General features: G+C 67.1%; 26 protein-coding genes. 14 read left to right on the top strand and 12 right to left on the bottom strand.

Going from position 1 to position 23,483, the window contains the following annotated elements:
* The first annotated feature begins 62 nt into the window (after nucleotides 1–62).
* From FDY95_RS01690 to FDY95_RS01665, 6 genes are all read left to right on the top strand, one after another.
* Nucleotides 63–632, top strand: coding sequence for a heme NO-binding domain-containing protein (locus FDY95_RS01690; protein WP_138074988.1), 570 nt, complete (start codon nucleotides 63–65; stop codon nucleotides 630–632).
* A 66-nt stretch (nucleotides 633–698) separates the two neighbouring features.
* Nucleotides 699–1,037, top strand: a complete 339-nt coding sequence (locus FDY95_RS01685) for an arsenosugar biosynthesis-associated peroxidase-like protein (protein ID WP_138074987.1) — start codon at nucleotides 699–701, stop codon at nucleotides 1,035–1,037.
* 168 nt (nucleotides 1,038–1,205) lie between these two features.
* Nucleotides 1,206–1,733 (top strand): rhodanese-like domain-containing protein, encoded by a 528-nt coding sequence (locus tag FDY95_RS01680; RefSeq protein ID WP_138074986.1) that lies wholly within the window; start codon nucleotides 1,206–1,208, stop codon nucleotides 1,731–1,733.
* A gap of 203 nt (nucleotides 1,734–1,936) precedes the next feature.
* Nucleotides 1,937–2,539: a TIGR04282 family arsenosugar biosynthesis glycosyltransferase gene (locus tag FDY95_RS01675; RefSeq protein WP_138074985.1), complete on the top strand. Its 603-nt coding sequence runs from the start codon at nucleotides 1,937–1,939 to the stop codon at nucleotides 2,537–2,539.
* 36 nt (nucleotides 2,540–2,575) lie between these two features.
* Nucleotides 2,576–3,481, top strand: coding sequence for a hypothetical protein (locus FDY95_RS01670; protein WP_138074984.1), 906 nt, complete (start codon nucleotides 2,576–2,578; stop codon nucleotides 3,479–3,481).
* Nucleotides 3,482–3,539: 58 nt separating this feature from the next.
* A complete protein-coding gene (locus FDY95_RS01665; protein WP_138074983.1) occupies nucleotides 3,540–4,424 on the top strand; it encodes an alpha/beta hydrolase family protein in 885 nt (294 codons plus the stop codon).
* A 121-nt stretch (nucleotides 4,425–4,545) separates the two neighbouring features.
* Here FDY95_RS01665 and FDY95_RS01660 read toward each other — a convergent pair whose 3' ends face one another.
* The 4 genes from FDY95_RS01660 to FDY95_RS01645 form a co-directional block, all read right to left on the bottom strand.
* Entirely contained in the window at nucleotides 4,546–5,910 is a 1,365-nt protein-coding gene (locus tag FDY95_RS01660) for a glycosyltransferase 87 family protein (protein ID WP_138074982.1), read from the bottom strand.
* A complete protein-coding gene (locus FDY95_RS01655) occupies nucleotides 5,907–7,397 on the bottom strand; it encodes a cellulose synthase family protein (RefSeq protein ID WP_138074981.1) in 1,491 nt (496 codons plus the stop codon). Before FDY95_RS01655 ends, FDY95_RS01660 begins: the two co-directional genes overlap by 4 nt.
* A 66-nt stretch (nucleotides 7,398–7,463) precedes the next feature.
* Nucleotides 7,464–8,192, bottom strand: a complete 729-nt coding sequence (locus FDY95_RS01650) for a glycosyltransferase family 2 protein (RefSeq protein WP_138074980.1) — start codon at nucleotides 8,190–8,192, stop codon at nucleotides 7,464–7,466.
* A gap of 71 nt (nucleotides 8,193–8,263) precedes the next feature.
* Entirely contained in the window at nucleotides 8,264–8,689 is a 426-nt protein-coding gene (locus FDY95_RS01645) for a hypothetical protein (RefSeq protein ID WP_138074979.1), read from the bottom strand.
* Nucleotides 8,690–8,997: 308 nt separating this feature from the next.
* Here FDY95_RS01645 and FDY95_RS01640 point away from each other — a divergent pair, with 308 nt between their 5' ends.
* Both FDY95_RS01640 and FDY95_RS01635 read left to right on the top strand, forming a co-directional pair.
* The gene (locus tag FDY95_RS01640; protein ID WP_138074978.1) at nucleotides 8,998–9,663 is read left to right on the top strand and encodes a GAF domain-containing protein; all 666 of its coding nucleotides are present in this window, start codon (nucleotides 8,998–9,000) and stop codon (nucleotides 9,661–9,663) included.
* Nucleotides 9,664–9,732: 69 nt separating this feature from the next.
* Entirely contained in the window at nucleotides 9,733–10,437 is a 705-nt protein-coding gene (locus FDY95_RS01635; protein ID WP_138074977.1) for a GAF domain-containing protein, read from the top strand.
* Nucleotides 10,438–10,608: 171 nt separating this feature from the next.
* Here the strand turns inward: FDY95_RS01635 and FDY95_RS01630 are convergent, their stop codons facing one another.
* Entirely contained in the window at nucleotides 10,609–11,742 is a 1,134-nt protein-coding gene (locus tag FDY95_RS01630; RefSeq protein ID WP_138074976.1) for a glycoside hydrolase family 43 protein, read from the bottom strand.
* Nucleotides 11,743–11,933: 191 nt separating this feature from the next.
* Between FDY95_RS01630 and FDY95_RS01625 the strand changes: the two genes are divergently transcribed.
* The 4 genes from FDY95_RS01625 (at nucleotide 11,934) to FDY95_RS01610 (ending at nucleotide 14,546) form a co-directional block, all read left to right on the top strand.
* On the top strand, nucleotides 11,934–12,494 hold the full coding sequence (locus FDY95_RS01625; protein WP_138074975.1) for a hypothetical protein: 561 nt from the start codon (nucleotides 11,934–11,936) through the stop codon (nucleotides 12,492–12,494).
* Nucleotides 12,495–12,496: 2 nt separating this feature from the next.
* Entirely contained in the window at nucleotides 12,497–12,943 is a 447-nt protein-coding gene (locus tag FDY95_RS01620; protein WP_138074974.1) for a hypothetical protein, read from the top strand.
* A gap of 135 nt (nucleotides 12,944–13,078) precedes the next feature.
* Nucleotides 13,079–14,080 (top strand): alpha/beta fold hydrolase, encoded by a 1,002-nt coding sequence (locus FDY95_RS01615; RefSeq protein ID WP_138074973.1) that lies wholly within the window; start codon nucleotides 13,079–13,081, stop codon nucleotides 14,078–14,080.
* A gap of 118 nt (nucleotides 14,081–14,198) precedes the next feature.
* Nucleotides 14,199–14,546 (top strand): hypothetical protein, encoded by a 348-nt coding sequence (locus FDY95_RS01610; RefSeq protein WP_138074972.1) that lies wholly within the window; start codon nucleotides 14,199–14,201, stop codon nucleotides 14,544–14,546.
* A 6-nt stretch (nucleotides 14,547–14,552) separates the two neighbouring features.
* On the opposite strand, the gene FDY95_RS01605 is transcribed toward FDY95_RS01610, so the two are convergent.
* The 4 genes from FDY95_RS01605 to FDY95_RS01590 all read right to left on the bottom strand — a co-directional run bounded on the left by FDY95_RS01605 (nucleotide 14,553) and on the right by FDY95_RS01590 (nucleotide 18,695).
* A complete protein-coding gene (locus FDY95_RS01605; RefSeq protein WP_138074971.1) occupies nucleotides 14,553–15,614 on the bottom strand; it encodes an SUMF1/EgtB/PvdO family nonheme iron enzyme in 1,062 nt (353 codons plus the stop codon).
* 75 nt (nucleotides 15,615–15,689) lie between these two features.
* Nucleotides 15,690–17,042 (bottom strand): 4Fe-4S binding protein, encoded by a 1,353-nt coding sequence (locus FDY95_RS01600; RefSeq protein ID WP_138074970.1) that lies wholly within the window; start codon nucleotides 17,040–17,042, stop codon nucleotides 15,690–15,692.
* A 65-nt stretch (nucleotides 17,043–17,107) separates the two neighbouring features.
* Nucleotides 17,108–17,341 (bottom strand): hypothetical protein, encoded by a 234-nt coding sequence (locus FDY95_RS01595; protein ID WP_138074969.1) that lies wholly within the window; start codon nucleotides 17,339–17,341, stop codon nucleotides 17,108–17,110.
* Nucleotides 17,342–17,351: 10 nt separating this feature from the next.
* Nucleotides 17,352–18,695 (bottom strand): NAD(P)/FAD-dependent oxidoreductase, encoded by a 1,344-nt coding sequence (locus FDY95_RS01590; protein WP_138074968.1) that lies wholly within the window; start codon nucleotides 18,693–18,695, stop codon nucleotides 17,352–17,354.
* A 218-nt stretch (nucleotides 18,696–18,913) separates the two neighbouring features.
* Here FDY95_RS01590 and FDY95_RS01585 point away from each other — a divergent pair, with 218 nt between their 5' ends.
* Both FDY95_RS01585 and FDY95_RS01580 read left to right on the top strand, forming a co-directional pair.
* Complete coding sequence (locus tag FDY95_RS01585; protein WP_138074967.1) at nucleotides 18,914–19,333, top strand: hypothetical protein; 420 nt, start codon at nucleotides 18,914–18,916, stop codon at nucleotides 19,331–19,333.
* Between the two features lie 233 nt (nucleotides 19,334–19,566).
* Nucleotides 19,567–20,256, top strand: a complete 690-nt coding sequence (locus FDY95_RS01580; RefSeq protein WP_138074966.1) for a carboxypeptidase-like regulatory domain-containing protein — start codon at nucleotides 19,567–19,569, stop codon at nucleotides 20,254–20,256.
* Between the two features lie 88 nt (nucleotides 20,257–20,344).
* On the opposite strand, the gene FDY95_RS01575 is transcribed toward FDY95_RS01580, so the two are convergent.
* The 3 genes from FDY95_RS01575 to FDY95_RS01565 all read right to left on the bottom strand — a co-directional run bounded on the left by FDY95_RS01575 (nucleotide 20,345) and on the right by FDY95_RS01565 (nucleotide 23,290).
* On the bottom strand, nucleotides 20,345–21,820 hold the full coding sequence (locus tag FDY95_RS01575; RefSeq protein WP_138074965.1) for an APC family permease: 1,476 nt from the start codon (nucleotides 21,818–21,820) through the stop codon (nucleotides 20,345–20,347).
* Nucleotides 21,821–22,010: 190 nt separating this feature from the next.
* The gene (locus FDY95_RS01570; RefSeq protein ID WP_138074964.1) at nucleotides 22,011–22,571 is read right to left on the bottom strand and encodes a hypothetical protein; all 561 of its coding nucleotides are present in this window, start codon (nucleotides 22,569–22,571) and stop codon (nucleotides 22,011–22,013) included.
* Nucleotides 22,572–22,705: 134 nt separating this feature from the next.
* Entirely contained in the window at nucleotides 22,706–23,290 is a 585-nt protein-coding gene (locus FDY95_RS01565) for a hypothetical protein (RefSeq protein ID WP_138074963.1), read from the bottom strand.
* Nucleotides 23,291–23,483: the final 193 nt, after the last annotated feature.

Below are 23,483 nucleotides of genomic sequence, written 5' to 3'. Positions count from 1 at the left end.
CAGCGCCGGCCAATATTTCCGCCAACGTGGAAGGCTATTTGTACGTTCGTGTTGTATTTTCTTTGGACTTTTGGGTTTTCGACTCCTCCATGCACGGCACCATTTTCACCCTGCTCAAGCGCTACGTGCAGACACAGTACGACCACAGCACCTGGATTCGCCTCGTTGAAGCGGCCGGCATCAGCGGCCTCGACTTCGACCACAAGCACGTGTACCCCGACGAGCACATGTACGCCCTGGTGGGCCACGCCGCCGAAATGACCGGCATTCCGGCCGCCGAGCTGCAGGAGAAATTCGGCGAGTACCTCGTGCCCGACCTGCTCTACATGTACCAGAAGCTCATGGACCCCGGCTGGCGTACCCTGGAAATGCTGGAGCACACCGAAAAGGTGATGCACAAGCGCGTGCGCGAGGAGCACGAAGACAATGCCCCGCCGGTGCTCGACGTGCGCCGCGTGGCCCCCGACGAAGTGGTGGTGGAGTACGTGTCGAAGCGGCGCATGGGCGCGCTGGCCGTGGGCATCGTGCGCGGCCTGGCCACTTACTTCGACGAGGCCGACCGCATCGAGGTGACGCCCACCACCCGCGAAGACGGGGAGCACGTGCACATCCGGGTACGCCGGCTGGCCTAGCTGGCCCCGGCCGATTTTTCACCCCGCCAATCCGAACCCGGCGCGGCTACGTTTGTTGACCCCACTATGGAAAAGAGCACCTACTACAATCCCGCCGACCTGGCCAAGTTTGGCAACATCACCGAGTGGCAGGCCGAGATGGGCCGCAAGTTCTTCGACTACTACGGCGAGGTCTTCAAGGAAGGCGCCCTCTCGGAGCGCGAAAAAGCCCTCATTGCCCTGGCCGTGGCCCACGCCGTGCAGTGCCCCTACTGCATCGACGCCTACACCACCGACTCCTTGCAGAAAGGCGCCGACGAGGCCCAGATGATGGAAGCCGTGCACGTGGCCGCGGCCATCAAGGGCGGGGCCGTCCTGGTGCACGGCGTACAGATGATGAACAAGGCCAAGGAACTGTCCATGTAGCAGTTAATGTGGGGGAATGTGCTGAATGGGTGGCGCTTTGCTGATGTGAGAAATGTGCTTGTTTGCTGATGAATGACTCAAAACAGCGTCAGCTCGTGTTCCACATCCCGACGCATTAGCGAAGCGCCGCACCTTTTCCGATTCCCGCACATTTATCACATTCAGAATTTGAAACGACTCCTGCTGATGTGGTCCGCTTTGCTGGCGCTGGTCGGCTGCGGCTCGGCCCAGACGAAGGCGCCCGATCCGGCCGTGTCGCCGGCCTACGCGACGCTGCTGCGGACCATGTACAAGAACACGGTGCCCACCGTGTCGGCCGCCGAGCTGGCGCAGCTGCGCCAGCAGCGGCCCGCCCTCACGCTGCTCGATACGCGCACCGCGGCCGAGTACAACGTAAGCCACCTCGCCGGCGCCCGCTTCGTCGATTACGACGCGTTCAGCCCGGCCGCCGTGCGCGACCTGCCGCGCGAGCAGCCGGTGGTGGTGTATTGCTCGGTAGGCGTGCGCTCCGAGCGCATCGGCGAGCAGCTGCGGGCCCTGGGCTTCCGCGACGTGCGCAACCTCTACGGCGGCATCTTCCAGTGGGCCAACGAAGCCCGCCCGCTGGTCGACGCCCACGGCCCCACCCAGCGCGTGCACCCATACTCGGCCCTCTGGGGCGCCTGGCTGACCCGCGGCGAAAAGGCTTATAATTAATGTGAAGAATGAGGTGGAATGTGCGAAATGTGGCGACCATGAGCCATGAAATAAGCGCCCCGGCGCTGTTGGCGGCTGATGGCATTGCAGAACAGCTCGGCGAGCTACGACTTCTCTTCCGCGAACCGCTGTCAGAAACCGTCGCCTGCGCATTGCGCACATTACCCCACATGCGCGAAGCGCAGCATATTCCCGCATATTAAATGACTGAGCACCTGCTGATTTTTGCGCGCTACCCGGAGCTGGGCAAGGTGAAGACGCGCCTGGCCGCCGGCCTGGGCGAAGAAGCCGCGCTGGACATCTACCGGCAGCTGCTCGACCACACCCAGGCGGCCGTGGCGCCGCTGCCCATCGAAAGCACGCTCTGGCTGGCCGCCGCGCCGCCCCCCGGTGCTGGTCCGCTGTGGCCCGGCACCCGGCAGCAGCTGCAGCCCGCCGCGGCCGACCTGGGCCAGCGCATGGCCCACGCCTTCGCCGCGGCCTTTGCCGAAGGCGCCCAACGCACGGTGGTCATCGGCACCGACTGCCCGGGCCTGAGCACCGATATCCTCGTTGCCGCCTTCCGTCAATTGCACGGCCACGACGTAGTGCTCGGGCCGGCCGACGACGGCGGCTACTACCTGCTGGGCCTGCGCCAGCCCCAGTCCGCGCTGTTCGAGGGCATTCATTGGAGCACCGACTCGGTGCTGCGCGACACGCTGGCCCGGGCCGCCGCAGCCGGCCTGACGGTGGCCCTGCTGCCCACGCTCCACGACGTGGACACGGCCGAGGACTGGCGCCGCTGGCAGGCCGCGACGCCCGAATAGCCCGGCGGGCGTACCTTGCGCCGACATTCTGCCCGTATGCCTGCTCGCCCTTTTCGTCTCGCTCTTCACTCCTGCGCCGGGGTAGTTCTTGGTGCGCTGCTGCTCACCGGTTGCGGCCAATCAGGCCCGGCCATGGAGCGGGCTGGCACCGACCAGTACCCGCAGGCGCTGAAGCCGCTGCACCGTTATTTCAACGTGAATTGGGCGCAGAACAAGCTCTGGGACGATGGCTTGGCCGAGGTGGCGACGTACTCGGCCGAGCGGGTGGTGTACGACAAGCCGCGGGCCTACGAGCTGACCATCATCACGGTGAAGGAGGACTTCAACCGGGCCTTCGACGTGAAAACGGACGACTACAAGCGCGAGGACCTGTTCGGGGTGATGAAGGTGAACGAGTTCTGCCAGATTCCGACCGACAACTACCCCTACCACTACCTCACGTCCCTGTTTTTCCGGCGCGAAGACCCGCTGCAGCTCCATAAGCTGACCAGCTCCTCGCAGGAGTGGTGCGGCAACACGTTCAAGGCCATTACGCAGCAGGAGCAGGGCTACGACCTGAGCTACAACTCGTACTGGGACGGGCAGGGCACCGGGCACCGGTCGCTGCCCTTCGACCTGGTGCTGGAAGACGCGCTGCCCTACACCCTGCGCAGCCTGCGCTTCAACGACGAGCCGCTGCTGGAGCTGAACGTGCTCGAAACCCAGCAAACCAGCAAGGCCGCCGAGCCCAAGCGCTACCGCGCCGAGGTCCGCGTGGCCCGCGCCGCCGATGCCGAGGCACCGCGCCCTTCCTGGCGCGTGACGGTGCGCCTGGAGCGCGGCAAGGACAACGTGTACTGGTTCGATCAGCGGTATCCGCACCTGCTGCTCAAGCACGCGGCCTGGGACGGCCGCACCCTGCTGCTCAAGGACGTGCGCCGCTACGCCTACTGGCAGCACTGAGCCGGCTCGCGGCCGGCCGCCGCGCAATGGCGTACTTGCCAGCTCAGCACTCCGAACGATGAGCGACTTTGTAGGCTATTGCGCGGCCCAGGTAGCCGATGCCGACCTGAACCTGACCTTCCCGGTGGCGGTATTTTACCCCACCGACACCGCCAGTCAGCCCGAAACCATCGGCCTGTACCAGCTCGACGTGGCCCGTGACGCCGCGCCGCTGGCCGGGCCGTTTCCGCTGGTGCTGCTCTCGCACGGTACCGGCAGCTCGGGAATGGTGCACCGCAACCTGGCCCTGGACCTGGCCCGCCGCGGCTACGTGGTGGCCCTGCCCGAGCACCCGCACAACAACCGCGACGACGACAGCTGGGCTCATACGGCGCAGAACCTGCAGGCCCGCCCCCGCCACCTGCAGCTCGCCATCGACCACCTGCTGACCGATGCGCGTCTGGCCTCGGTCATCCGGCCCAACGCGGTGGCGCTGATCGGCCACTCGCTGGGCAGCTATACCGCGCTGGCCCTGGCCGGTGGCCGGCCCACCAGCGTGTCGCGCACCCCAGCCGACGGTCCGCCCCGGCTCATTCCGGTGCCCGCCGCCGATGCGCGGGTACGGGCCCTGGTGCTGTTGGCGCCGGCCATACCCTGGTTTTTGGCCGAGGGCAGTCTGCGCGGGGTGCAGGTTCCGGTGCTGGCGCTGGCGGGCGAGCAGGACGAACACATACCGCCGGGCTTCATCCAGCACGTACTGAACGGCTTGCCCGACGCGAACCGGTTGGATTACCGCCTCGTCGCCAACGCCGGCCACTTCTCGTTTTTGAGCCCGTTTCCGGCGGCGCGGGTCAGTCCGCAGTTTCCGCCCTCCCAGGACCCGCCGGGCTTCGACCGGGCCCGTTTCCACCAGCAGGAGCTGTACCCGGCCATTGCCGATTTCCTCGGGCGCTTGCTCCGGTAGGTCATTATCCACCCCCCCGAGCCGTAAGATGGGATGCCCGGCTAGCGGTTTTGATTAAAAATCAGATAGATACCGGGTGTGTCCGTTTTCGCAGTCGGAGGGTTCAGCCGTCCGTACCCACTCAGTCGGCGCGGCCCGGGCTGATTGGTGCTGCTGGCTCGACGGGCGTAGTGGCTACCCGGCGGCGCCAGTCCCCCAGGGCCATCAGCAGCACGCCCAGGTACTCCAGCGCCACCAGCGCTAGGTTTTCGTGGTAGGCAGCGGTGCGGTAGGTGGCATACGAAAGCGTCGCCAGCGCCGCCCAGGCTGCCGGGTAGCGCCAGCCGGTGAAGCAGCTCAGCGCCACCAGCGGCGTGAGGTACCAGGGGTGTACGGTGGTGGCCAGCAGATAGTAGAGCGTGAAGGCCAGCAGGGCCGCCCGCGGCAGCGTGGCCAGCGTGGGGAGGCTCTCCAGGGCTGCCAGCAGCAGCACGCCCAGCGCCGCCGTGGCCGCCAGCCCGGTGCCAAGGCGGGCAATTTCGTTGTAGCCCGTGAGCTGGTAGCCGATGGCGCGCAGCAGGTAGTACACGCTGGCGTTGAACTCGAAGGAGTGGAAGTACAGATCGAGGCTGCGGCCGATGTTGCGTAGCAGCGCGGCCGAGGCAAAGGGGGCGAAGCTGGCCGCCAGCACGACGCCCAGGGTCAGGCCAAACAATACCGTGCGCCGCCAGCCCAGCCGGCGCAGCAGCAGCGGCAGGGCCAGCAGGGGCGTAAGCTTGGCTGCCACGCCCACGGCTAAGGCTCCGGCCGCCCACAGCAGCTGGCCGCGCGTCAGCAGCCAGAGGGCGCCCAGCACCCCGGCAATTACCACCGCCTCGAAGTGCAGGTTGCCCACCAGCTCGGTCAGCACCAACGGGTGCAGCAGGTACAGAAAAGCCCGCTCCGGCGGCTGCCCGAACCGGCGCAGCAGCCGCACCAGCAGCAGGGCCGTAGCCGCTTCGGCCAGCAGCAGCGCCAGGCGCAGCACGATGATCTGCGCCAGTTCCGAGGCCGGGAACAGCCGCATGGCCAGTCCGAACAGCGCCTGGCAGACCGGGGGGTATACCGAATAGTAGCGCGGCGAGTTCAGGTGCTGGTAGAGCTGCGGGGTGAGTTGGGGCGGGCCCGTCAGCGTGCCGCCGCCGGCCTGGTATTCGTCGGGGCGGTGCAGGAAGGGGCTTTGGCCGGCCGCCACCTGGGCCCCGTCCCAGCGGAAGCGGTGGTAGTCGTCGGACAGGGCGGGCGTGGCGGGCAGCCAGAGCAGGCGCAGCAGCAGGGCCAGCAGCAGGCCGGCGCGCAGGGGCAGGCGGTAGTGCAGGAGGGCCGCGTAGGCCAGGGTGCCGAGGCCGAACAGCGCCAGCAGCTGCGCGGTGTGAGGGCGGGGCGTGTAGTAGGCCAGGCCGAGCTGGGTGGCGGCCAGCAGCAGGGCCGCGGCGCCCAGCAGCGTGGGGCGGCGGGCAGCGCTCATGGCTGCCGGGCGTGCCGCACGCTGTAGTACACCACCGCCGCGTAGCCCGCCGTCAGCAGCAGGTGAAAGGGCAGCAGACCGTAGTTGTGCAGGCGGAACGCGAGGTAAATGCCCCCGGCGAAGTACAGGGCCAGCAGTGCCTCCAGCACCGTCTGCCCGTTGACGGAGCCGGTGCGGTAGCGCCGGAGGCGGGCCGTAGCGCCCGGCGTGCTCAGCCCCGATTTCGGCGTGCGCACGAAGGGCGTGAGGCGGCCGGCCAGCCCGGTGAGCACCGCCCAGCCGTTGTGCAACGAGAGGCCCATCGAGATGGAGAGGAAGAGCAGCAGCTTGGGCGCAAAGGCGCGGCCCGTGGCGCCCCGGCCGCCGTTCCAGCGCCAGGCCGCGTAGTAATAGGCCACCAGCGGCGTCAGGCTCAGCACCGAAAGGCCCGCCAGCCGAAACACCCAGCTCAGCTCGGGCGTGGTGGTTTGCACCAGCAGCAAGGGCACGCTCAGCAGGCCCATCAGCAGCACGGCCACGAACACGGCGCTGTTGAGCAGGTGGGCGGTGGCGTAGAGCTTGGTGCTCAGCGGCAGCGCGGCGCTGCGCCACACCCGGCCCAGGTGCTTGCGGGCGGTTTCGGCCCCGCCCTTGTTCCAGCGGTGCTGCTGCGAGCGGAGCGCGTCCATCTGGGCGGGCAGCTCGGCCGGGGCCACCACCGCGGGCAGGTAGCGGAAGTGCCAGCCGCCGAGCTGGGCCCGGTAGCTTAGGTCCAGGTCTTCGGTGAGCGTATCGGCCTGCCAGCCGCCGGCCTGCTCGATGCAGCGCCGCCGCCACACCCCGCCGGTGCCGTTGAAGTTGATGAAGTGGTGCCCGGCGTTGCGGCCCACTTGCTCCACCAGAAAGTGCGCGTTCAGCCCGAAGGCCTGCAGCTCGGTGAGCAGGGAATAATCCTCGTTGAGGTGGCCCCAGCGCGTCTGCACCACGCCCAGCTGCGCGTCGGCCAGGAAGTAGGGCACCGTCAGGCGCAGAAAGTCCGGCGCGGGCACGAAGTCGGCGTCGAAGATGGCCACCAGTTCGCCGGTGGCCGATGCGAGGCCGTGGGCCAGGGCTCCGGCCTTGTAGCCCTGCCGGTCGGGCCGCCGCACCTGCTCGATGTCGACGCCGCGGGCGCGGTGGTAGGCCACGCGGGTGGCGGCCAGGGCCACCGATTCGTCGGTGGAGTCGTCGAGCAGCTGAATCTGCAGGCGGTCGGCGGGGTAGTCTAGGGCGGCGGCGGCGTCGATGATGCGCTCCACCACGTTCAGCTCGTTGTAGACGGGCAGCTGCACCGTCACGCGGGGCCACTGCCGCGCGTCGGCGGGCAGGGGCGGGGCGGGCGCGGTGGCCGCGGCTACGTAGGCGCGTCGGGCCAGGCGCGTGAGCCGCCACTGCGCCACGCTGAAGGCCAGCACGAACAGCAGGCACAGCCCGTAGAGGACTAGCAGCAGAATTTCCAGCCCAAGCATCGGTAAGCAGCCACGGTAATCAACTTCATCGGCCCGGCAAAGGTACGCGGCCGGGCGGCGCGGCGGCTAGCCACGGGCGTAGCGGAAAATGGTCCACAGAATCTTGTAGCCCGCGCCCAGGGTGCCCTTCACCGTGCCCGACACCTTCGACACGCCGATGCGGCGGCGGTAGCGCACCGGCACCTCGGCGCAGCGCAAGCCCTGTTTGGCGGCTTTGAGCTGCATTTCCACCGTCCAGCCGTAGGTCTGGTCCTGCATGTCGAGGCGGCGCAGGGCCTCGGCCCGGATGGCACGGAAGGGGCCCAGGTCGGTGAAATGCGCCCCGTAAAGGCGCCGCAGCAGCGTGGTGGCCAGCCAGTTGCCGAAAATCTGCTGGGGCAGCATGGCGCCCGGCTCGCGCTGGCCCAGGGCCCGGGAGCCGATGACCATGTCCACGCCATCCTCCAGAATCGGGCGCAGCAGCTCGGGCAGCTGCTCGGGGTAGTCGGAGTAGTCGCCGTCGAGAAACACGATGATGTCGGGCTGCTCCCGGGGCGGGCGGGCGTAGCAGTGGGCCATGCCGCGCAGGCAGGCGAAGCCGTAGCCGGGGCGGTCTTCGCGCAGCACGGTGGCCCCGCCGGCGCGGGCCGGGGTGGCCGTGTCGTCGGTGGAGGCGTTGTCGACCACGATGACCTCGCGCACCCAAGCCCAGGGAATGTCGCGGAGCACCAGCCCGATGCTGCGGGCTTCGTTGTGGGCCGGGATGATAACGTCGATGAGCGGAAGCGGGGAGGGCGGTGCGGAAGAAGAGGGCATGCGGCGCGAATCAGGGCGCAAAAGTGGGGACAAGCAGCCGAACCGGCGGCAAACGGTACGGCGCGGAGGGGCTACTCGTGGCGGCGGCGCTGCAACACCCGGCGGTGCCAGCGGCCGGCGCGGTTGCTGGTTTGCAGCTCGGCTTCCTCGCTCAAAATCAGGTATAGGCTGTAGCCGAACACGAAGGCCGTGGCCCCGCTCAGCAACCAGCCCCAGCTGCGGGTGAAGGCCATGAAGAAGTCGTAGGCCATGACGGCGCCCGGCACGGCGGCGGCCAGCACGGCCATGCGGCGCGAGGGGCGGGGCTGCTCGAACAGCAGGGTGGCCAGGAAGGCCGTCAGCAGCACCGTCTGGTGAATGGCCTCGCCCATCCACCAGGGCAGCAGGTTGTTGAAGCCGATGAAGCGCGACACGGCGCGCAGCACGTAGGCCAGGGCCGCCGCTTCCACGATGGCCAGCAACAGGGGCAACAAGGGGCGTAGTACGAGTCGGGCCATAGGCACGGGCTAGGGTAGAGGGCAGGGCGGCGGCAGGGAAGGCGCAGCGGGCGTCACGGGCGGTGGCCCCCCACATACGCGGCGGGCCGGGCGGCCGGTTTTCGGCCGGAGCGCCCAATTCGCGCCTTCCAATATACCTCTTTCGCGCATCCGGCGCCGGTGGCTTCGGCGGCAGCCAGCCGGAATGAAGCCGGCGCCGCGCCTTTAAAGGCGGCCGACCCGCACCTATCGGCCCGCGTCGGCTTGCCGAACCAAACGGGCTGGCTACTTTTAGCCCTTCTTATCGTCCGAATCCCAGCTGCTTCCCCGTGCCTCCATCCTCCCGCCTGCAAGTGCTGCACTCGTACGACATCCTGCACTCGGCCCAGGAGCCGCTGTTCGACGACCTGACGGCCCTGGCCGCCTACATTTTCAGCGTGCCGGTGGCGCGCATTGCCTTCGTGGCCGACGAGGAGGTGTGGCACAAAGCCAGCGTGGGCATGCCCGCCCAAGACAGCCTGCCGATTGAGCAGAGCATCTGCCCGCAGGCCGTGCGCCACGAGCTGCCGGTGCTCGTTTTCCCTGACCTCGCCGCCCAGCCCCAGTTCAGCACCCCGCTCATGCGGGCCCAGCACGTGGTGTTCTACGCCGGGGCCCAGCTACGGGCGCCGCAGGGCGGCTGCCTGGGCACGCTGTGCCTGGCCGGCTACGAACCCCGCGAGCTAACCGAAGCCGAGCAGCAGATGCTGGCCCACCTGGCCGAGCTGACCATGCTGGCCCTGGAAGCCCGCCGCCGCCTGCGCGCCGCCGACGAGGCCGGCTGGGAGCGGCTGCGCCAGAATGCCGAAACCGAGCTGCGCAACCAAATGGCCCTGGTGCGCTACCTGAAAGTGCGCAGCGGGGAGCAGGTGCCCGTACCGGCCGATTTCCTGGAAGAAGTAAGCCGCCGCCTGCGCGAAGTGGCTGGTTTGCTGGCCGCTGCCGCGCAGGGGTAAGCTCGGTAGCGCCTCGCCGGCTCAAGATTCACGTACTTTGCGCCCGTACTTACCCCGCAGGGATTCCGCATGCCGCCTTACGTTCAGCCCGCCTCGCTTATTCCGGCCACCGAACCGACGCGCCTGCGCACGCTCTACCAGTACGAGATTCTGAATACCACCCCGGAGCCGATTTTCGACGATTACGTGGCCTTGGCCGCGCAGCTCTTCAATCTGCCCATCTCGCTGATTTCCCTGGTCGGGGCCGAAGATGTGTTTTTCAAGGCCAACGTGGGCCTGCCGGGCCTGGAAACCGTGCCCCGGGCCGACAGCCTGTGCTCGGCGGCCGTGCTGGAGCATACTACTGTCACCTTCCCCGACCTGGAGCAGGAGCGTTGCAACCTGGTAAACCCGCTGGTGGCCGAAGCCGCCGGGCTGCGCTGCTACGCCGGGGCCCCGTTGCGCATGCCCGAGGGCGAGAACATCGGCACTATGTGCGTGATTGGGCGGGAGCCGCGCGCATTTACCGCCGCCGAAGACGCGCTCCTGGCCCGGCTGGCCGGCCTGGTAAGCCTGACCATCCAGCTACGCGCCCGCCTGCTGACCGGAGGCAGCGCGGACGCTTGGGAGCAGGCCCAACGCGAGCTGCGCAGCTACCTGCACGAAAGCTCGACGCTGGCGCGCTACCTGGCCGCCCGCACCAACGGCGCCGCCTTCTTCAGCGACGAGGTGCTGCAAACCGTCAACCGCCGCCTGGACGTTATCGAGCAAGCCCTACGCCGCCTGCTGCGCTAACACCCCGAAATTGTAGCGTGGGCTTTAGTCCGCGTCCGCGTGGGAGGCAATTGTCCGGGCGGACGCGGCCCGGTTGAAATGGCCATAGCTTCGGTCCCAAACCACCGCGGGCCCCGACTGTCTGGCAGTCGGGGCCCGCGGTGGTTGCTGGCGACAAACTTGCTGCGCGGCTTATTGCGTCACCATCGGCTCGATGGTTTCGATGCTGCCGTCGGGGCGGCGTTTGAGTTCGGTCACTTTCACGTTGCGCAGGTGGGTCTTGCCCGACAGCTCGGTGTCGTGGTAGAAGATGTACCACTTGCCCTTGTGCTCGATGATGGAGTGGTGCGTGGTCCAGCCCTGCACCGGGTTCATGATGACGCCTTTGTAGGTAAACGGCCCGGTGGGCTTGTCGCCGACGGCGTAGACCAGCAAATGGGTGTCGCCGGTGGAGTAAGAGTAGTAGTACTTGCCCTGGTACTTGTGCAGCCAGCCGCCCTCGAAAAAGCGGCGCTTGGTGTCGCCGGCCAGCAGGGGCTTGCCGTTTTCATCCAGAATCTGCACTTCCGTCACCGGCCCGGCGAAGCTGCGCATGTCCTTGCTCAGCCGCGCCACCCGCGGGCCGATGGCCACGGCCTGGGCGGGCTGGTTGGGCGCCACCGTCGAGTCGTACTGCGTGCCGCGCCAGCGCTGCAGCTGCCCGCCCCAGATGCCGCCGAAGTACAGGTAGCTCTGCCCGTCGGCGTCGGTGAATACGTTCGGGTCGATGCTGTAGGAGCCGGCCATGGGCTTGGGGTCGGCCTTGAAGGGGCCGGTGGGTGAGGTGCTGGTGGCCACGCCGAGGCGGAACACGTCCTGCTTGTCCTTCACCGGGAAGTAGAGGTAGTAGGTGCCGTTCTTGAACTCCGCGTCGGGCGCCCAGAGCTGGCGCTTGGCCCAGGGAATGTCCTTGATATCCAGCGCCACGCCGTGGTCCGTCACCTTGCCGCCCACGCTGTCCATCGACAGCACGTGGTAGTCGCGCATGGCGAAGTGGGCGCCGTTGTCGTCTTCCTTGATGCCCGCGTCGATGTCGTGCGAGGGATAGATGTAGATGCGCCCGCCGAACACGTGCGCCGAGGGGTCGGCCGTGTAGATGTCGCGTACCAACGGCGCCGACAGGAATTTGGGCTTGGCGGCGGTGGCCGTAGCGGCGGAGTCGGCCGCGGCGGGCTGGGCCGTGGTAGTTTCGGACGACGAAGAATTGCTCTGGCAGGCGGCGCCGGCCAGCAGCAGCGGCAGGCCGAAGCCGAGCAGGTGAGCCTTCGAGAGGCGGGAAACGAGCATGGGCGGGAGATAGGTAAGGCGTTGGTTCCGCAAAAAACACCGCCTCGTTCCGGAAAACGACCGATATAGATAGGTTCCGAATCGGCATAGGAGAAATTCACCCTTTGGCCTCTGAAAAAGCCGCAAAGCTGCTTTCTGCGCCGTATTTTGCGCGTCTTACCGATGCCCTTGCGGCGTCTGAATCGATTTCGATGGGAGCTTTACTGACCGATTTGCTGCAGCGGGCCCAGCGCAACCGCCGCGTGGTGGCCCTGCAGGCCGCCGGCGAACTGTACCTGGGCTATGTGCTCAGCCACAACCCCGACCTGGTGCTGCTGCGCACCATCACCCGCCAGGGCATGCTCACCGGCGTGCGCAGCATCGCGCTGCCCGAAGTGGCCCAGGTGCACTTCGACGACAAGTACGTGCGCCTGATTGAGTTTAAGGAGCAACACCCCGAAGCCGTGTACGGCCTGCCCACCGCCCCCGACGGCCTCGATGAGCACTACCTCACTGTGCCTGCCCTGCTGCAGCGCGCCCACGAGGCGCACCAGCTTGTGCAGCTCGTCACTTCCAACTCCCAGAACGACCCCTACGGCTACGTGGTGCGCCTCACCGACGACGAGCTGCTGCTGGAAGTCTTCACCGCGTTCGGCGAGCCCGACGGCCACACCGTGCTGCAGGTGGAGGACGTGCGCAGCGTGGTGTGGAGCGACGAGGAAACGCGCACCATCGAGCTGCTGCTCCGGCAGCGGGCCGCAGAAGGGCAGTAGCCGTGAACAGGAAGCCATTGCTGCTGCCGCTGGTGGCGGCCGGGGCGTTTGCGCTGGGCTGGTTTGGCCGGCCGCAGGGCCCGCCGGCCCCGGCACGCCGCTCGGGACCGGGGCCCGACTACGCCACCGAGCTGCGGGGCCGCTTCCTGATCGATTCCGCCGAGTGCGCCGGGTTTGAGTTTGTCGGCAGCGACTACGCCATCTGGCGCAACGAAATTACCTGCAACGACCCCGATACCTTTTACCTGCGCTGGCTGGACCGCACCACGTTCCTGGCCAAGCAAAAGCACCCCTACGACGAGCAGCACAGCCCGCTGCTGTGGGTATACTCCGTCGACCACTACGACGGGCAAACCCTGCGGCTGCGCGAGTTGTGGACGGGAACCGGGCCGTTTCGCGACGAGTTGCAGCAACTGCGGCGGCTCCCTGGTGAGCCGGCCGAACGGTAGCCTTTCCCTGATTGTGCCGCCGCTGGTTAGCTGAGCTTGCTGCCCCCGCGTACCGGTACGGCCAGCGCTTCGGGCTGCGGCGCCAGCCAAAACCGGCCGTTCTGCGTAACTCGGGGCTCCACCAAGCTTCTCTCGATGCCTCGTTTGCTTCTCCTCGTGCTGGCGGCACTGCTGCTCAGTGGCCGCCCGGCCGCCGCCCAGTCGGCCGTGCCCCACGTGCTCAACGCCACCCTCGACGACTACGACTACCCGCACCCGGTGCAGTACCTGCCGCTGCGGCTAGAGGGCCAGCCCGTGCGCATGGCCTATATGGACGTGCGGCCCACCGCCGCGGCCAACGGCCGCACCGTGCTGCTGCTGCACGGCAAAAACTTCTTCGGGGCCTACTGGCGCGGCACCATCGAGGCGCTGACCAAGGCCGGCTTTCGGGTGGTGGTGCCCGATCAGGTGGGCTTCGGCAAGTCCGATAAGCCCAACCTGCACTACTCTTTTCACCAGCTGGCCCGCAACACCAAGACCCTGCTCGACACGCTGGGCGTGAAAAAAGCCGTGGTGCTGGGCCACAGCATGGGCGGCATGCTGGCCACGCGCTTCGCCATCGAATACCCGGCCGCCACCGAGCGGCTGGTGCTCGAAAACCCCATCGGGCTGGAGGACTACCGCCGCGGCGTGCCCTTCCAGACGGTGCTCGACGCCACCCGCACCGAGCTGCAGGCCACCGAGGAGAGCATCCGCAAGTACCACGCGAGCTACTACCCCGGGCCGTACCCGCAGGCCCACGACCAGTGGCTGCTGCCCCTGGCCGCCCAGACGCGCAGCCCCGATTACCCCACCGTGGCCGTGGCCAGCGCCCTCACCTACGATATGATCTACCAGCAGCCCGTCTGCTACGAGTTCGACCGGGTGCAGGTGCCCACGCTGCTCATCATCGGGCAGAAAGACCGCACGGTGGTGGGCAAAGGGCTGATCAAAGACCCGAAAGTGCTGGAGAAACTGGGTCAGTACCCGGCGCTGGGCCAGCGCACGGCCAAGGCCATCAAGGGCAGCAAGTTGGTGGAGCTGCCCGGCGTGGGCCACATTCCGCACCTGCAGGAGCCACAGCAGTTCTACGCCGCCGTGCTGGCGTTTCTGAAGTAGGCCCGGTGATAGGTGCCGGGCGGCCGGTTGAGAAATGACCGGATTGTACGATGGTCAGGACTGCAACATATGCAGGATTTGGTGCGTCTTTAATCTGGTTAACTAACAGTTATTCAGTATGAAAACCGGCCTTCTGATCATCGGCTTTTTGCTGTTGGCTGGCAATGCCATGGCCCAGCAGAAGCCTGCCAAACCGGCCATCGAGCCCGTGCCCAAGGCGCCGCTTAGGTTTGACCGCCTCTACCCCGCCCACGACGCACCGCTGCTGTTGACCGACCTCGCACCCATGTCGCCCGCGCCCGGCAGCTACCGCGCCGAACCCTACGCCCTGCGCGTCGTGGTGCCCGCCCCGCACCCCGATTCGGCCGCCGTGGTTCGGCTGAGCCGAAAACAGCCGGAACGGATGCCGCAGGAGTCGCTGCCCAAGGTGCGGCTGGTGCCGGAAAGGCCGCGTCAGCAGCAGTAGCGCGGTCTACTTGCGGTTCGGGTAACTCGCTTCGCACACGCATCGGAACCCCACAGTGGGAGCCGGACCGGAATAGCTGCCGCGGGCTCTGACGGTGCAGGCAGTCAGCTGGTCCTGGTAGCTGCCGCCCTTGGTGAGGCCGGGCTCCTGCACCAGCTCGGCCGCGTTGCCGAACATCTGGTACAAGCCAAAATCATTAGGCGGGCCTTGCCAGACGTAAGCCGGGGAAGCCAAGCGTAGAAAGTAGGGCTCGGCTTGGGCATAGCTCACCCAGTCGCGTGCGGGCTGCCGCTGGTTGTATGCTTTGATGTCAGCTGCAATCTGCTCGACGCTGGCCGTGCTGCCCGAGCGGCGCTGCAGGTAAGCCGCCGCACTCGGATTCACGCGTACCGGAATGCTGATGCATTTGACGCCCCAGGGCCCTCGGCCCCCGGCTGCCGCGGCCAACTCCCATTCGGCTTCGGTGGGCAGGCGGTATTCGAAGCGCACGTAGTCACGGTTGAGCGAGTCGAGGTGGTTGCCCGTATTGTAGGCCTGCGTCACCACGCGGCTGCGCCAGCGGCAGAACACCTGAGCCTGCTCACGGCTGATGCCCACGATGGGAAAACGGTGGTAAAACGCATCGGTGTAGTAGGCCGGTACGGGCAGCGCTGGTGCCAGGGGCTGCACGGCGGGGTTGAGGGGCTGGCCGGCGGGTGCGGTCAGCTCCTGGTAACGTTTCCATTCCAGCACCGACACCTCTGCTTCATCAATGCCCAGCCCCGCTGTGGGCAACGGAACAATGCCCGGCGCCTGCGGTAGCCTGGTATGCTGTAGTTCTTTGTAGGAGAAGGTCAACGTGTCGCGACAGCGCTCATCGGTGGCTTTTCCAGGGTGGAATTTCAGCACATTGAAATCGTTGATGCCGCCGGCTGCCGTGGTCCACACGCGTGAGCCAGTGGCCGGCAGGCCGGTGGTGGCGGCATAGAGGCCAGGCGAAATGCTGCTGGGAGGCCCGATGCTGACGCAGCCACTAAGCAGAAGAAGGTCGGTCAGCAGAATCAGCAGCTGACGGGAAAAAAGAGGCATAAACGAACAAGGCAACGCAGTGGGCCGGCGGAGAACCTTGCAATACTACAAGGACCGCCACAATCGGCCGGCATGCTAGTCCAGAATCCGCAGGCTCTCGGCCCGAATCAGCTGGCTGGGCTGGTAGCGGCCTTCGCGCGGGCCGTTTTCCAGGTTCAGCACCCCGCGCGGGCAGGCCGTGCTGCACAGGCCGCAGCCCACGCAGGCCGCCCGGATGATCGGCTCGCCGCGCTGGGCGTACTGCTTCACGTCGATGCCCATTTCGCAGACGTTGGAGCAGTTGCCGCAGCTGATGCACTGCCCGCCATTGGTCGTGATGCGGAAGCGGGAAAAATGCTTCTGCAGCAGGCCCAGGTAGGCCGCCATCGGGCAGCCGTAGCGGCACCACACCCGGCTGCCCAGAATAGGATAGAAGCCCACGCCCACCACGCCCGAAAACAGCGCCCCGACCACGAAGCCGTAGGTGCGCGAAAACTCGTCGGAGAGGCGGCCGAGCAGGGCCCCGCCCAGGCGGGTGTTCAGCCACAGCAGCGCCGTGGTCACCACGATGAAGCCGAGCACGGTGTAGACGATGCTGACCTCGTAGCGCCAGGCTTCGCGGCGTTTGTCGCTGAGGTGGCGGTACGGGTCGCCGGCGGTTTCGGCGAGCCCGCCGCAGCCGCACACCCAGGAGCAGTACCAGCGCTTCCCGAAAAAGTAGGTGAGCACCGGCGTGGCCACGAAGGACATAATCACGCCCCAGCCGACCATGAAGGCGCCGAGGTGCCCGTTTTGCAGCAAGGACTGCACGCCGCCGGGAAACAGGTAATCGTACTTCAGCGGCCAGAAATAGGTGAAGTAAAACTCGGGCTGCTGCAGGGCCAGCAGCACGCCCGGCAGCAGCCAGGCAAAGCCCAATTGAAAGAACATCACCGAGGCGGTGCGCACGCGCTGGTAGGGCGAGTGGCGGTACTTCAGCAGGGCCCGCGCACCCATCAGCAGCACGGCCAGGGTGTAGAACGTGCCGTAAAGAAACCACTGGTCGGCCTGGCGCTGGCGCAGCAACTGGCTCAGCCCGTCGAGCGGGCGGATGAGGTTTTCCAGGTACTCGGGCCACCAGTACAGCACCACGTAAAAGCCCGTTAGGGCCACGCCCGTAACCCAGGCTACGGCTCCGCGCGAGGTGCTGGCGCGGGCCCAGAGGTAGTTGTGACGCACGCCATCGGGGCCCCGTCCAAACTTCCACCAGCTCCAGCCCAGCGCACCGGCGCTCAGCAGGGCCACGCCCAGCCAGAAGGCCGGCTCGCGCAGCCCGGCCGGGGCAGCGGCCGTCACGACCAGGGCCAGCAGCCCCAGGGCTACCAACGCCAGCCACAGGCGCTCCGCCGCGGGCGTGTCAGGAGCAGGGTGGGCCAGGGGCTGATCGGAATACGCGGAAAGTGAGGGCATGAAACGAATGAAAGTGAACTGGCCCCGGTGTCGCAATGCAGCGGCGTAACCGGCGCCAGCCGTTGTCAATGATGATGATGGTCGTCGGGCTTGCCGAAGAGGTTGGTGAGCGTGCCGAGCACGAAAACCCCGGCCCAGACCACGTACAGCCAATGAAATCCGTCCGGCTTGGGCTGCCGAATCAGGGCTAGTACGAGCTGGGCGCCCAGAGTCATTACGATGCCGGTGAAGGCAATGGTTTGCCAGGCGTTGAAAGCGGCGGGGTGATAGAGCTTGCGGTAGTCGGGTTTGGCGGCCATGATGGGCGGATTATACGGAAAGCAGGCGGCCGAGCAGGCCCTTGCGGCGGCGCAGCACCACGGCCGGCTCGTCGGGGTGCCGGGCGTTGTACGCGGCCACGATGGCCGGCTCGTGCTGGGCGAAGAATTCGGGGTCGAAATTAGCGGCCCCGAGCTGCGCCAGCACCTCCGGCACCGGCGTGGCGCGGCGCAGCCACTGGTCGCACACGTCGTGGCGCAGGCGCAGACCCAGCGCATTGACGCCCAGCAAGGCCCGGGAGGCGTCGGCGCGGTAGTGCAGGCGCAGACCCAGCGGGGCCGTGGGGTGCTGCCACCAGAAGCTGGCCTTGCCGTCGGCGGGCCGGGCCGGCACCTGCCCATAGGTCTGGTATTCGAGGTCGAAAAACTTGGCTGAGTTGAACCAGGGCCCGCGCTGGTACGCCGTGGGCTGCCCGCAGATGGTGTGAGCTACCGTCTCGCCCTGCATGCGGCCGGTGTACCACAGCGGCTCGATGGCCGCCTCGCCGGGCGGCGGCGTGCGGCGCTGGGCACAGTCGCCGGCCGCGAAAATGCCCGGCACCGAGGTGCGCAGGTACTCGTCGACGAGGATGCCGCGGTCGGTTTCGATGCTGGTGCCGGCCGTAAGGGCTAGGTTGGGCACGACGCCGGTGGCCACGCCCAGCCACTGGCAGGGCAGCTCCTGGCCGCCGCTGGTGCGCACGGCCCGCACCCGGCCGCTGGCGTCACCCAGAATTTCGGCCAGCTCGGTGCCATACTGCACCCGCACGCCGTGGCGGCGCAGCTGGGCATCGACCAGGGCCGCCTCTTCGGGCGGCAGCACCGAGCCCCAGTAGTGCCGGTCGCGCACCAGCATGGTGACGGCCAGGCCGCGGGTGCGCAGCATCTCGGCCATTTCCACCCCGATCAGGCCGCCACCTACCACCACCGCCTCGCGCACGTCGCGGGTGAGGTCGGCCATCAGCTCCACGTCGGCTTTCGACACCAGGCCTTGCACGCCGCGCAGGTCTTGGCCGGGCCAATCGTAGTACTGGGTGGTGGCGCCGGTGGCCAGCAGCAGCGCGTCGTAGGCGAGGGACGGGCCGGCGGCCAAGTGCACCGTATGCGCGTCCGCGTCGATGCGGGTGGCGCGGTCGTGCACCAGCTCCAGGCGGTTTTCGACCCAGTACCAGTCCTCGAAGGGCTTCACGTCGGGCCAGCGCAGGTGGCCCATGTAGAGGTACATCAGCGCGGGGCGGGAGAAGTGGTGGGCGCTTTCGGCCGACACCAGCGTAATGCGGGCCTCGGGCCGGAGGCGGCGCACCGTCTGGGCGCAGCTGACGCCCGCAATGCCGTTGCCGATGATAACCAGGTGCATGGGTCGAGGAGTGGATGAGCAGGTGAGCGGATCAGCCGGGGCGTAGGCGGCGGCGCGGCGGCGCCTGGTTTGGGGCCGTGGCCAAACGTACTGGTTTTTGACCGCGCCGGATTCAGCCACGGCTTTGCCTACGCGAAATCCGCCATCCACGGCCGGTCCGAACGCGGGGCCGGTGCGCTGCGTACAGCCTACCAGACACCAACTCAGTCCTACCCGTCATGGCAACTCCCCTCAACCTCAATACCGAAGGCACCCACAACGACGACAACGAGCAGATCAAGCGCGACAAAAACGTGGTGCCGCGCGACCCGCAGCAGGAGCAGGAGCGCGACTTCCAGCAAATTGTCAACAACAACACCGATGTCGACAAGGACCCCACGGCCTACCGCAACGCCGGCGCCCGGGGCTACACCCAGCGCGAAGGCGAGAAAAACCAGCTGAAAAACCTGCACATCGGCGGCAGCGAAACCAGCCCCCAGGGCGCCAACGACCACGTCACGGACCAGAGCAAGCGGCAGGGCTCGGGCTTCGAGGCGGAAGGCAGCTTCGAACTGGACCACGAGCAAAACCTGCGCACCCGCGAGCAGCCTTTCGGTTCAACGGCCCCCGACGGCGCGGCCCAGCCAGTGCAGGAATAAACGCGTCGTCAGCAGCAATTTTAGCGTCGCTCCGGGCTTGATGACCGGGGCGGCGCTTTGTTTTTGGCGAATTGCATCCGCCTGTTGCAGTATAGCCATACGAATGTGATATATTTAGGGACGAACTAGACAACCTGCGCACAATCCAGGGCCGGCCACCGTGCTTGGCCTGGTTGGGTTGGCTGGTTCACCTCCCATTCACCCCGGTACCCCCACCGTACTTTTTACCGCCGATGAGCGACAACTACCAATCCGTTACCGAAGAGCCGGTTGAGGCCGACGAATCGTCCCTTGACTCGGGCAACCGCAAGCTTGGCCTGCTGGCCGGCGGCGTAGTGCTGCTGCTGGGCGCTGCCCTGGCCTTCGGCCCGGCCGCCAACCGCGAGCGTATTGCCAACGGGCAGATGCCCAGCTTTGAGCTGATCGGCGCCAGCGTCGTAGGCTCGCGCAGCGCCGCAGAAGAAGAAGCCGCGCCAGCCGAAACCGCCGCCCCCACCGCCGCTGCCGCCGCCAAAACCACGGCCGCCCCCATCAAACCAGCTGCTTCGGCTAAAGCCACGGCAGCTCCGGCCGCCAGCGCCCCCGCTGCCACGGCCGCACCCGAGCCGGCGGCTCCCGCCGCCGAGCCCGTGGCCGCTGCCGCGCCGGTGGTGGAAGAAGCCCCGCGCACGGCCACGCTCAGCGGCCGCATCCTCGACGAAAACGGCAAGCCCATGGCCGGCGCCACCGTGTTCGTGAAGGGCACCAACAAGATTGCCAGCACCGACCAGAACGGCAACTATACCGTGGAAACGCCCGCCGGCGAAGCCAGCGTGGTGTACGGCTACGGCGGCTACCAGGACCAGGAAATGCGCGTACGCAGCGGCCAGGCCAACAACGTGACCCTGCTGCCGAGCGAAAACGGCAAGCGCCGTCGGCGCTAGTCGCCGGCCCGTTTTTCGGCTCAACGCAAACGGCCGCTTTCCTCGTGGGAAAGCGGCCGTTGCTTTTTCACTGCTGGTCGTCGGTGCCTCAGGACTGCGGCGGCACGTTACCGGCAAAGCGGTTACGGAACAGGAAGTACACCGGCACCCCCAGGGCCACCAGCACCAGCCCGCGCCACGAAAACTCGGCCGTGCCGGGGGCAAACAGCAGAATCAGGCAGAAGGCCGAGGCCAGCAGCACGTAGATGGCCGGCAGCACCGGGTAGCCCCAGGCGCGGTAAGGGCGCGGGGCGTCGGGGCGGGTGCGGCGCAGCACGAAGATGCCGATGATGGTGACGACGTAGAACAGAATCACCGAGAACATCACGTAGTTGAGCAGCTGGCCGTAGGAGCCGCTCAGGCAGAGCTGGCAGGCCCACAGGCACTGGGCCCACAGCGCCCGGTTGGGCACGCCGGCCGCGTTCAGCCGAGCCAGGCCGGGGAAGAACAGCCCGTCCTTGGCCATGGCGAAGTAGGCGCGGGCCCCGGCCAGGATGATGCCGTTGTTGGCCCCGAAGGTGCTGAGCATGATGAGCACCGCCAGCACCACGGCGCCCACCGGCCCGAGCACGTGCTCGGCTACGGCGGTGGCCACCCGGTCGTCGGTGGCGTACATGATGCCGCGGCCGGCCAGGGTGGTGGCGTCGGGCGAGCCGTGCAGGGGCAGCACCAGCAGGTACACCACGTTGGAGAGGATGTAGAGGGCCGTGACGATGGCCGTGCCAATGGCCATGCTGCGGACCAGGGTGCGCTCCGGATTCACGATTTCCTCGCCCGCGAAGCCGATGTTGTTCCAGGAGTCAGAGGAAAACAGCGAGCCGGTCATGGCCATGCCGATGGCCACGACTAGGCCGCTCAGGGTTAGGGGCATGGGCAGGGCGGTGGTGCCGGGGGCAGGGTAGCTCACGGTGCGCCACATGTCGTGGAAGTTGGCCTGCACGGCTTCGGCGTTCAGCCCCAGCAGCAGGCCGCCGACGATGAGCAGGGCCAGGGCCACCAGCTTGGTCGAGCTCAGCACGTTCTGAATCAGCTTGCCGGCGCGCACCCCGCGGGCGTTGATGGCCGTGATGCCGATAATCAGGATGATGGCCAGCAGCTGCACCGAGGAAAAGGGAAACGGCCCCAGGGAAAACAGCACGTTGTTGACGCTGAACCAGGGCACGAGCACGCCGGTGAACTTGGCAAAGGCCACGGCCACGGCCGCAATTACGCCGGTCTGAATGACGAGGAACAGCGTCCAGCCGTACAGGAACGCCACCAGCTTGCCGAAGGCCTCGCGCAGGTACACGTACTGCCCGCCCACCTTGGGGAACATGGAGGCCAGCTCGCCGTAGCTCACCGCCCCGGCCAGCGTAATGACGCCCGTCAGCAGCCACACCACCAGCAGCCAGCCCGCGCCGCCCACCTGCCGGCCGATGTCGGCCGAGACAATAAAAATACCGGAGCCAATCATGCTGCCGGTCACAATCATAATGGCGTCGAACAGCCCGATGGCGCGCTGAAAGTGGCCTTGTGGTTCGCTCATGCGGAGGAGGGAGTGAGGAATGAGGGCCGGAAGATAGACGTTTGCCCCGCATCGACCCCAACAAAAAGGCCCGCCGAAAGGGCAGGCCACTGAAAAATCCGCTGCAAGTAAAAGTCGGACGCGGTCGGTTGGCTCCCAATTCCGGAAAATCCTTGGGAAAGACGCGAGCCAGCACGGCTGCAATCCGTGATTAAAACTCGCTGCGGTCGTACCAGCGGCGCATGCGCCAGGGCTCCGAGCGGTTTTTGCGCACCAGCTCCAGGCGGGCCGTGCCGGTGCCGTCGAAGCGCTGGTTGTCGCGCTGCTCGATGCTCAGCGAGAAGGCCCGCTCCACGAACACCAGCGTATCGGAGTACATGGTGTCGGTGGTGGGCAGGTACTGCGTCCACTGCAAGTTGGCCGAGCGGGCGGCCCGAAACAGCTTGTAGGTGGCATTCACGTCCACGTCGCGGTTCCAGCTGCGGTCGGCGTTGGCGGCGAAGTCGCGGTAGGTGAAGGTGAACTTGCGGTTGACCAGCTGCCCGTAGAGCGTGGAGTCGCGCAGCTGGTAGGAGGCCCGGAATCGGTCGAAAAAGCCGCGCACCGTCACGGGGTTGCCCAGCAGCTGGTTGGGGTTGATGCTTTCGTCGTCGAGGCCGGGGGCGAAGGGGTTGCAGGCGGCCAGGGCCACGGCTGCGCCCAGCGGGGCCCAGCGCCCCAGGCGAGTCGGCACCGGGCGGGCAGGCAAGCGAAACAGGGGCAAACGGTTCATCATCCGGGGCATACGGTTCGGTGCAAGCTACGGCGCGGCCCGGCAAGGTGCAATAGCTCCGGGCTATATTCTATCAGCCGAGCTGGGGCCGCGGCGCAGCCAAACGCCGGGACCATGCTTTTGTTGGCAGCCCGTCAGTTGCGGATGAAGTATTTTTTGGCTTCCGTCCACACCGGCTGGCTGCCGGTGGCCAGGTCGCGCCAGGCCGAAATCTGCCACTCGTTGTTGCGGCGGCGCAGCAGCAGGCGAATGTTGCCCGTCATGGTGCGGTAGTGAAAGGCCGTATCGGTCTGGCTGAGGGTGAGCAGGTACTGGGCCGATACCTCGGCCGAGTCGGGCCCGTAAATCTGGTCGCGGCGGGCCGAGAGTAGCAGCTGGTTCTGGGCCGCAGCGGGCGTGCGCTGCCGCAGGCGGTTGAAGTAGTCCAGCTCTTCGCGCAGGCCCCAGTTGGCAAACAGGGCCGCGTTGGTGGAGCCCGCCGCGGCCGGATCGGGGTAGAAGCGGTAGCCGCGGGGCACGAAGCACCGCTCGTAGTTGGCCGCGTTGAGCCGCTGCACCGCCGTGGCGAAGTTGGTGAGCAGCAAATCGATGCTGGTGGGCGATACCCACTCGCTCGACGCGTTGGCGGGCTCCGGCGTGCGCAAATCAAAGCAGGCGGGCAGGGCCGCGAGCAGCAGGAGGGAAGCAGCGGGCAACAACGGGCGGGAGAAGCGCGGCATACGGTGCGGAAGGTACGGAATCGGCGGGCCGGATGCTACGGGTGGTTGGATTCGGAAGGCGGTAGCAGGTAGCAGTAACGTCATGTCGAGCGAAGTCGAGACATCTCGCGTGCTGACTTCCACAAGTAATTTTCTGACGATTGAAATTACTACCAAGCGAGATGTCTCGACTTCGCTCGACATGACGGCCTGG

The sequence above is a fragment of the Hymenobacter jeollabukensis genome (assembly GCF_005771675.1).
Classification (GTDB): Bacteria; Bacteroidota; Bacteroidia; order Cytophagales; family Hymenobacteraceae; genus Solirubrum; species Solirubrum jeollabukense.
This window is presented reverse-complemented; position numbering and strand designations above follow the sequence as displayed.